The following is a 5,271-nucleotide window of genomic DNA, read 5'->3' as shown; positions in this document are numbered from 1 at the left end:
CACCGGCTCGAACAATTCAGTGCCCAAGGACTTGAACAAGGCCTGGTCGCTGATTGCCAGGCCTTTCTTGCGGCCGGCGCGCTGGGCCTCCTCGAACAGCGAGAAATAGCCGAATGATTTCCACAGCACGCGGCTGGCGCCGTTGCCCAGTAGCAGGGCATCGCAGGGGTGGCGTTGGGCGAGTTCCTGCCAGGTGGCGAGGTGGGCGTCTAGTGCGGGCATGATGGGTCCATTCGCTGGAGCGGGAAACGGGGGCGACTTTAGCATGTCATGCAATGTGTGCGAGGGTTGCGCTACAGCCACGACAAGGTTCGCAGAATGAAAGAGGACTTCACATGCGCAAGTGTTTGATCGGGATGCTGGCCTTGGCAGCACTGGGGCCGGGCTCAGTGGCCTTGGCAACGGACGGCACAGCCCTCGCCGCAGCCCACGGCATACCATACCCGGCCGTGATCGCTCACCGCGGCGCCTCTTACGACGCACCGGAATCCACCAGGCCTGCCTACCTGTTGGCCCGCGAGTTGGGCGCCGACTACCTGGAGCTGGACCTGCAGCGCACGCGCGACGGCGTGCTGGTCGTGGTCCACGACGATGAGCTGTCACGTACCAGCGATGTCGCCGAGCGTTTCCCCGAGCGCAAACACAGCCCGGTCAGTGCCTTCAGCCTCGCCGAGCTCAGGTCACTGGACGCCGGCAGCTGGTTCAACAACGCCTACCCGGCACGTGCCAGGGCATCGTTCGCCAAACTGTCGATCCTTACCCTTGACGAAGTCATCGATATTGCCGAAGGCAACCCGCAGCGCCAGCCCGGTTTGTATATCGAGACCAAGGTTCCCAGCCAGTTTCCAGGCATTGAACGGCAGCTCGAAGAGCGCTTGGAGGCCCGTGGCTGGCTCGATCGGCCTGGGCGCGTAGTGTTGCAGACATTCGATCGCAACAGCCTGGCGTTGCTGCACGAGGCGATGCCGCAGGTACCGAAGATTCTGCTGCTGTGGGTGGGTACCAAGGCCATAGCACCGGCCTCGGGACAAGATTTGGCGGATTCAGGCGAAAGCGACAAGGCCGCTTTTTATGCACGCCAGCAACCGAAGAGCCGGGCTGAGTTCCTGCGCTGGCTGGACTTCGCCAAGCAGGGCGGTGCGATCGGTACCGGGCCTTCTGCCAAGCGCAGCAAGCTGGGCGAACAGAGCTATGCCGATCTCATTCAGCCATGGATGAACCAGGCCAGCCATGAGCGCGGGCTGCTGGTGCACGTCTATACGCTCGATGACGCGCAGGACTTCGCCGCAAGCATGAAGGCAGGGGTGGATGGGATCTTTACCAACAGGGCGGGTGCGCTACTGCGCTTTTATGATCGCCCGGCTGCAAGTGAGCCAGGTTTGCTGAAAAGGCTGGGGTACTGAGCTGTTGAAGGCGGCAAGCAGATCGACTTGCGGATGATCTTCGCCTCAGGGGCAGCGATGACGCTGGTTGAACGCCATGCGGTAATGCGGTGTGGAGCGGGTAGAGGGAATCGAACCCTCGTCGGAAGCTTGGGAAGCTACTGTTCTACCATTAAACTATACCCGCGTCTGCGCCCGACTTTTTACCAGAACCTGCCTGGAATTAGAAGCCCTCGTTATAAACCGGTGAAAAAAAGCTGTCGGCGCCCATAGCCTGCAGGCCATGGCTACAGGGCGCCGATGCACTCAGATGGCCCATGCATGCTGCTCTTGGCTGGCATTGTACGGGGTGCGTGCCCGGGCCTGGCGCACGGTCGGCTTGAGGAAGCCGAGCAACGCGCTGCGTGTGGCTTCGCAGGCCGTCTTGTTCTCCATGTCCAGGAAGTGCCCGGCATCACGGATCACCGTGAAGTGGCTCTTGCCGACATGGTTGCCGAACTGGCGAGCGTCTTCTGGGGTGGTGTACTCGTCACGGTCGCCGTTGATGAACAGCACCGGGATGTCGATGTTGCGCGCGCCTCGCAGTGCCCGTTCCAGGTCATGCTGCAGCACCTGGTTGATGTGGAAGTGCATCTGCGCATACTCGTGGCTGTCCAGGCTGCTGACGTGCCGGTAGTTGAAGCGCTTGAACAGCGATGGCAGGTGCTTGCCAATGGTGTCGTTGACCAGGTTGCCGACCTGGTAGCGATCGCAGGCAGCCAGGTACTGGCAACCACGGTTCAGGTAGTCGCGCATCGGTTCGTTGATCACCGGTGAGAACGAGCTGACCACCGCCTTTTTCACCATGCGAGGCTGGTGCGCCAGCGCCAGCAGGGTGCAGGCACCGCCCCAGGAGAACGACATCACGTGGTCGGCCTGGAAGTGCTCGATCAGCTCAAGCAGGATATGCGCCTCGTCTTCCTTGCTGATCAGGCGTTCCTGGCGGTTATGTGCCTTGGACTTGCCGGAGTAGGGCTGGTCGTACAGCACGACGTTGAATTGTGGGTGCAGGTTACGCACCGTCTGGGCGAACGAAGCCGTGGTGGCCAGTGAGCCATTGATCAGGATGATCGTCTTCTCGGCTGCATCCGCGCGATGGAACTCCGTGTAAACCCGATACTGACCTTGGATATCAAGTACAGCGATTTCTGGCCTCATGTCATCGACTCCTGGCGCAAAAAGGGTGTTCGCGTCACCTAGGGTGCACGTTCTTTATGACAGGTAGGCATTTGCCTGAAGGAATTACCGGGGCCCTGTGTCGATCCTTGGCACACGTGTCGACGGTATTGTTTTTGGCGGGCAATTTGCCGTGCTCCAAGGCATCGAGGCCTTGGGTAGCCGGCAAAAAGGTGTCTGGCGCGCGGTGTGACTGGCGAGTCACGCACGGACCGACAAGTTAGGAGTCAAGCAGTGGGTTGAGGATCACGCAAGTGCCGGCTGGGTGAAATTGTGACTTTTGTCGCCGGGCGGTCGTATGACGTCCGGACAGTGCCTGAAGCGGCCTAGACCGAGGCGATTTCCATAGCCGTGAGTGCCCGGAATTCACCCGGCGCCAAGCCTGGATCGAGCTGGATCGCGCCCATGGTTTCCCGGTGCAACCCTACAACCTTGTTGTCGAAGTAGCCGAACATGCGCTTGACCTGGTGATAACGCCCTTCAATGATGGCCAGCCTCGCCGTGCGCGGGCCAAGGATGTCCAGTTGCGCGGGGAGGGTGGTCAGGTCTTCGAAGGCGAAGTAGAAGCCTGTGCGAAACTTGTCGACGTAATGCGCGCCGATTTCATCTTCCGTTTCCACCAGGTAGTGCTTGGGCAGCTTGGTCGCCGGCTGGGTCAGGCGCCGCGACCATTGGCCGTCGTTGGTCAGGATCATCAGCCCGGTGGTGTTGTAGTCGAGCCGCCCGGCAATGTGCAGGTCCTCGCGCAACGGCGCAGGCAGCAAATCGAGTACGGTGCGGTGCTGTGGGTCGTGCGTGGCGCTGACGCAGCCGGCCGGTTTGTGCAGCATCAGGTAGCGCGCCGGGCGCCCCGCCTGGAGTAGTTGATCATCCACCTCGATACGGCTGAATTCGCGGACTTCAGCCCGTGGGTCGGCTACCGTTTCGCCATCCACCCGCACGCGGCGCTGTACCAGCAGCAGGCGTACTTGCTGGCGGTTATAGCTGGGCAGGTTGGCGAGGAAGCGGTCAAGGCGCATGGCATCGAGGACGTCGAGGGGAGGGGCGCGCAGTCTAGCGCTTTTCTGCCTCGACCTGGGCGGGCGCGTTCTCGGGCAGACCTGCCCCTGCGGCGCAGCGCGGGCAGAGGCAGGATTTGTCGCGCAGCTCGGTTGGCAGGGCCTTCAGAACTGCGGGGTCGATGTTCACGGCGTAGCACCAGCAGGCTGCTGGCGCAGTGCGCGGGTCGGCCAGGGTGCATTGGTTGAGGGCGCCGCAGGCAGGGCAGTGCTGGCTGTCATTCATACACTAGTCCGGGGTGTTCAATGCAGGCACGGTTGCGGCCGGCCTGCTTGCATCGTCGAGGTGCTCATTCTAGTGATATGGCCGGAAAAAGACTGCAGGTTTATTGGGGTATCCAAGCTATTTCAAATTATTGCGCAAATGGCACTGCACGATGGCGACAATGTCTCATTCATTGTCGATGTTCGCTTTGGCTTCGACGCTCGGCAGCGCCGCTGTACGGGCACCCCAGCGGTCCAGGAGGCCGCCATGTCCTATCGAATTCTGTTGATCGCCCTGTTGGGCCTGATGACAACCGCCTGCGTGCCTTACCACGAGGGAGGCCGTTATTATCGTACGGATTACTACACCGCTGACCGGTATGCCTCGCCGGGTTATTACCGCCATGACCGCTATTACGTAGCCCCCCAACCGCGCTATTACTACCAGCCGGCACCGCGTTACTACCGGCCTGCGCCCGTGCCGCAATACCGTCCGCACCCGCAGCCGGGGATGAAGCAGTGGCATGGCAACCCGCGTCACGACTACGGCAACCGCCAGCGTTATGACTACGGCCGTGATCGTGACCGGCATGATTACCGCAACGATAGCCGGCGGTACCAGAACGACCGTTGGCACTCCAATGGACGGGGTGATGGTGACCGCCGTCCCGGTGGTGGCCGCAGTGGTGATCGCAACTGGCGACGGTGAAGGTTGACGGGGGCGCGCGGAGCGGCCCAGGTCAGGCAAGATCGGCCAACGGGTGGCGCCCCTCCCATACCTTCACAAAATGGGCTTCGACCACGGCCGCCGGCACTTGCGCAACATCCGGCCAGTGCCAGCGTGGGTGGTTGTCCTTGTCCAGCAGGCGGGCGCGCACGCCTTCGCTGAATTCGGGGTGACGGCAGCAATTGAGGCTCATGCTGTATTCCATCTGGAATACCTGGGCCAATGACAGGTGCCGGGCCCGACGGATCTGTTCCCAGACCAGGTGCGCCGTGAGCGGGCAGCCCTCCTGCAGGCGTTGGCCTGCATCAGCCAACAATGGGTCGTTATGCTGCCTGAGCCCCTCCAGTGCACGCCACGCGGCCGCCGGGTCGGCAACATCGAGCAGCGCATCGATCACCTGGCGCCGGGGCAGCCATTGCGCCTCCGGCAGTTCGGCATAGGCGCGGTGCTGTTCGGCCTTGAGCAGGCTGTTCAGCTGCAGGTCGGTCTGCTCTTGCCAGTTCAGTTGCAACAATTCTTCGATAAGCCCTTCTTGTTGATGCTCGCCAAAGAATCGGTCCGCCAAGCCCAGGTCGATGGCGTCCCGGGCATTGATGGGGGCGCCGGTCAGCCCCAGAAACAGCCCGAGCTTGCCCGGCAGGCGCGCAAGAAACCAGCTGGCGCCCACGTCGGGGTAGAGGCCAAT

Annotated in this window: 6 protein-coding genes, 1 tRNA gene and 1 pseudogene; 2 read left to right on the top strand and 6 right to left on the bottom strand. The window is 61.9% G+C overall.

The window, feature by feature from the left end:
- Nucleotides 1–222, bottom strand: a pseudogene (locus BLX42_RS08240) (DUF4917 family protein); the annotation flags it as partial.
- A gap of 113 nt (nt 223–335) precedes the next feature.
- On the opposite strand from BLX42_RS08240, the gene BLX42_RS08235 reads away from it, so the two are divergent.
- Nucleotides 336–1,403, top strand: coding sequence for a glycerophosphodiester phosphodiesterase (locus BLX42_RS08235; protein WP_161871539.1), 1,068 nt, complete (start codon nt 336–338; stop codon nt 1,401–1,403).
- 92 nt (nt 1,404–1,495) lie between these two features.
- Here BLX42_RS08235 and BLX42_RS08230 read toward each other — a convergent pair.
- From BLX42_RS08230 to BLX42_RS08215, 4 genes are all read right to left on the bottom strand, one after another.
- Nucleotides 1,496–1,569: transfer RNA gene (locus BLX42_RS08230), tRNA-Gly, on the bottom strand.
- Between the two features lie 119 nt (nt 1,570–1,688).
- On the bottom strand, nt 1,689–2,579 hold the full coding sequence (locus BLX42_RS08225) for an alpha/beta fold hydrolase (protein ID WP_161871538.1): 891 nt from the start codon (nt 2,577–2,579) through the stop codon (nt 1,689–1,691).
- Between the two features lie 344 nt (nt 2,580–2,923).
- Nucleotides 2,924–3,616 carry a pseudouridine synthase gene (locus tag BLX42_RS08220; RefSeq protein ID WP_161871537.1) on the bottom strand — a complete coding sequence of 231 codons (693 nt, stop codon included), beginning with the start codon at nt 3,614–3,616 and terminating at the stop codon, nt 2,924–2,926.
- Between the two features lie 34 nt (nt 3,617–3,650).
- Nucleotides 3,651–3,881, bottom strand: coding sequence for a cysteine-rich CWC family protein (locus tag BLX42_RS08215; protein WP_046784935.1), 231 nt, complete (start codon nt 3,879–3,881; stop codon nt 3,651–3,653).
- A gap of 246 nt (nt 3,882–4,127) precedes the next feature.
- Between BLX42_RS08215 and BLX42_RS08210 the strand changes: the two genes are divergently transcribed.
- On the top strand, nt 4,128–4,568 hold the full coding sequence (locus BLX42_RS08210; protein ID WP_115275482.1) for a hypothetical protein: 441 nt from the start codon (nt 4,128–4,130) through the stop codon (nt 4,566–4,568).
- Nucleotides 4,569–4,599: 31 nt separating this feature from the next.
- On the opposite strand, the gene BLX42_RS08205 is transcribed toward BLX42_RS08210, so the two are convergent.
- A partial coding sequence (locus BLX42_RS08205; RefSeq protein ID WP_161871536.1) for an enoyl-CoA hydratase/isomerase family protein occupies nt 4,600–5,271 on the bottom strand: 672 nt, incomplete at its 5' end.

It is taken from the genome of Pseudomonas sp. SG-MS2, assembly GCF_009933855.1.
GTDB classification, from domain to species: Bacteria; Pseudomonadota; Gammaproteobacteria; order Pseudomonadales; family Pseudomonadaceae; genus Aquipseudomonas; species Aquipseudomonas putida_E.
Note: the sequence above shows the minus strand (reverse complement) of the source record. Positions and strands in the feature narration are given on the sequence as shown.

What these genes read in the sequence shown, in the direction of transcription:
- BLX42_RS08235 (WP_161871539.1), top strand. Translation starts at nt 336, where the DNA reads ATGCGCAAGTGTTTGATCGGGATGCTGGCCTTGGCAGCACTGGGGCCG.
- BLX42_RS08225 (WP_161871538.1), bottom strand. Translation starts at nt 2,579, where the DNA reads ATGAGGCCAGAAATCGCTGTACTTGATATCCAAGGTCAGTATCGGGTT.
- BLX42_RS08220 (WP_161871537.1), bottom strand. Translation starts at nt 3,616, where the DNA reads ATGCGCCTTGACCGCTTCCTCGCCAACCTGCCCAGCTATAACCGCCAG.
- BLX42_RS08215 (WP_046784935.1), bottom strand. Translation starts at nt 3,881, where the DNA reads ATGAATGACAGCCAGCACTGCCCTGCCTGCGGCGCCCTCAACCAATGC.
- BLX42_RS08210 (WP_115275482.1), top strand. Translation starts at nt 4,128, where the DNA reads ATGTCCTATCGAATTCTGTTGATCGCCCTGTTGGGCCTGATGACAACC.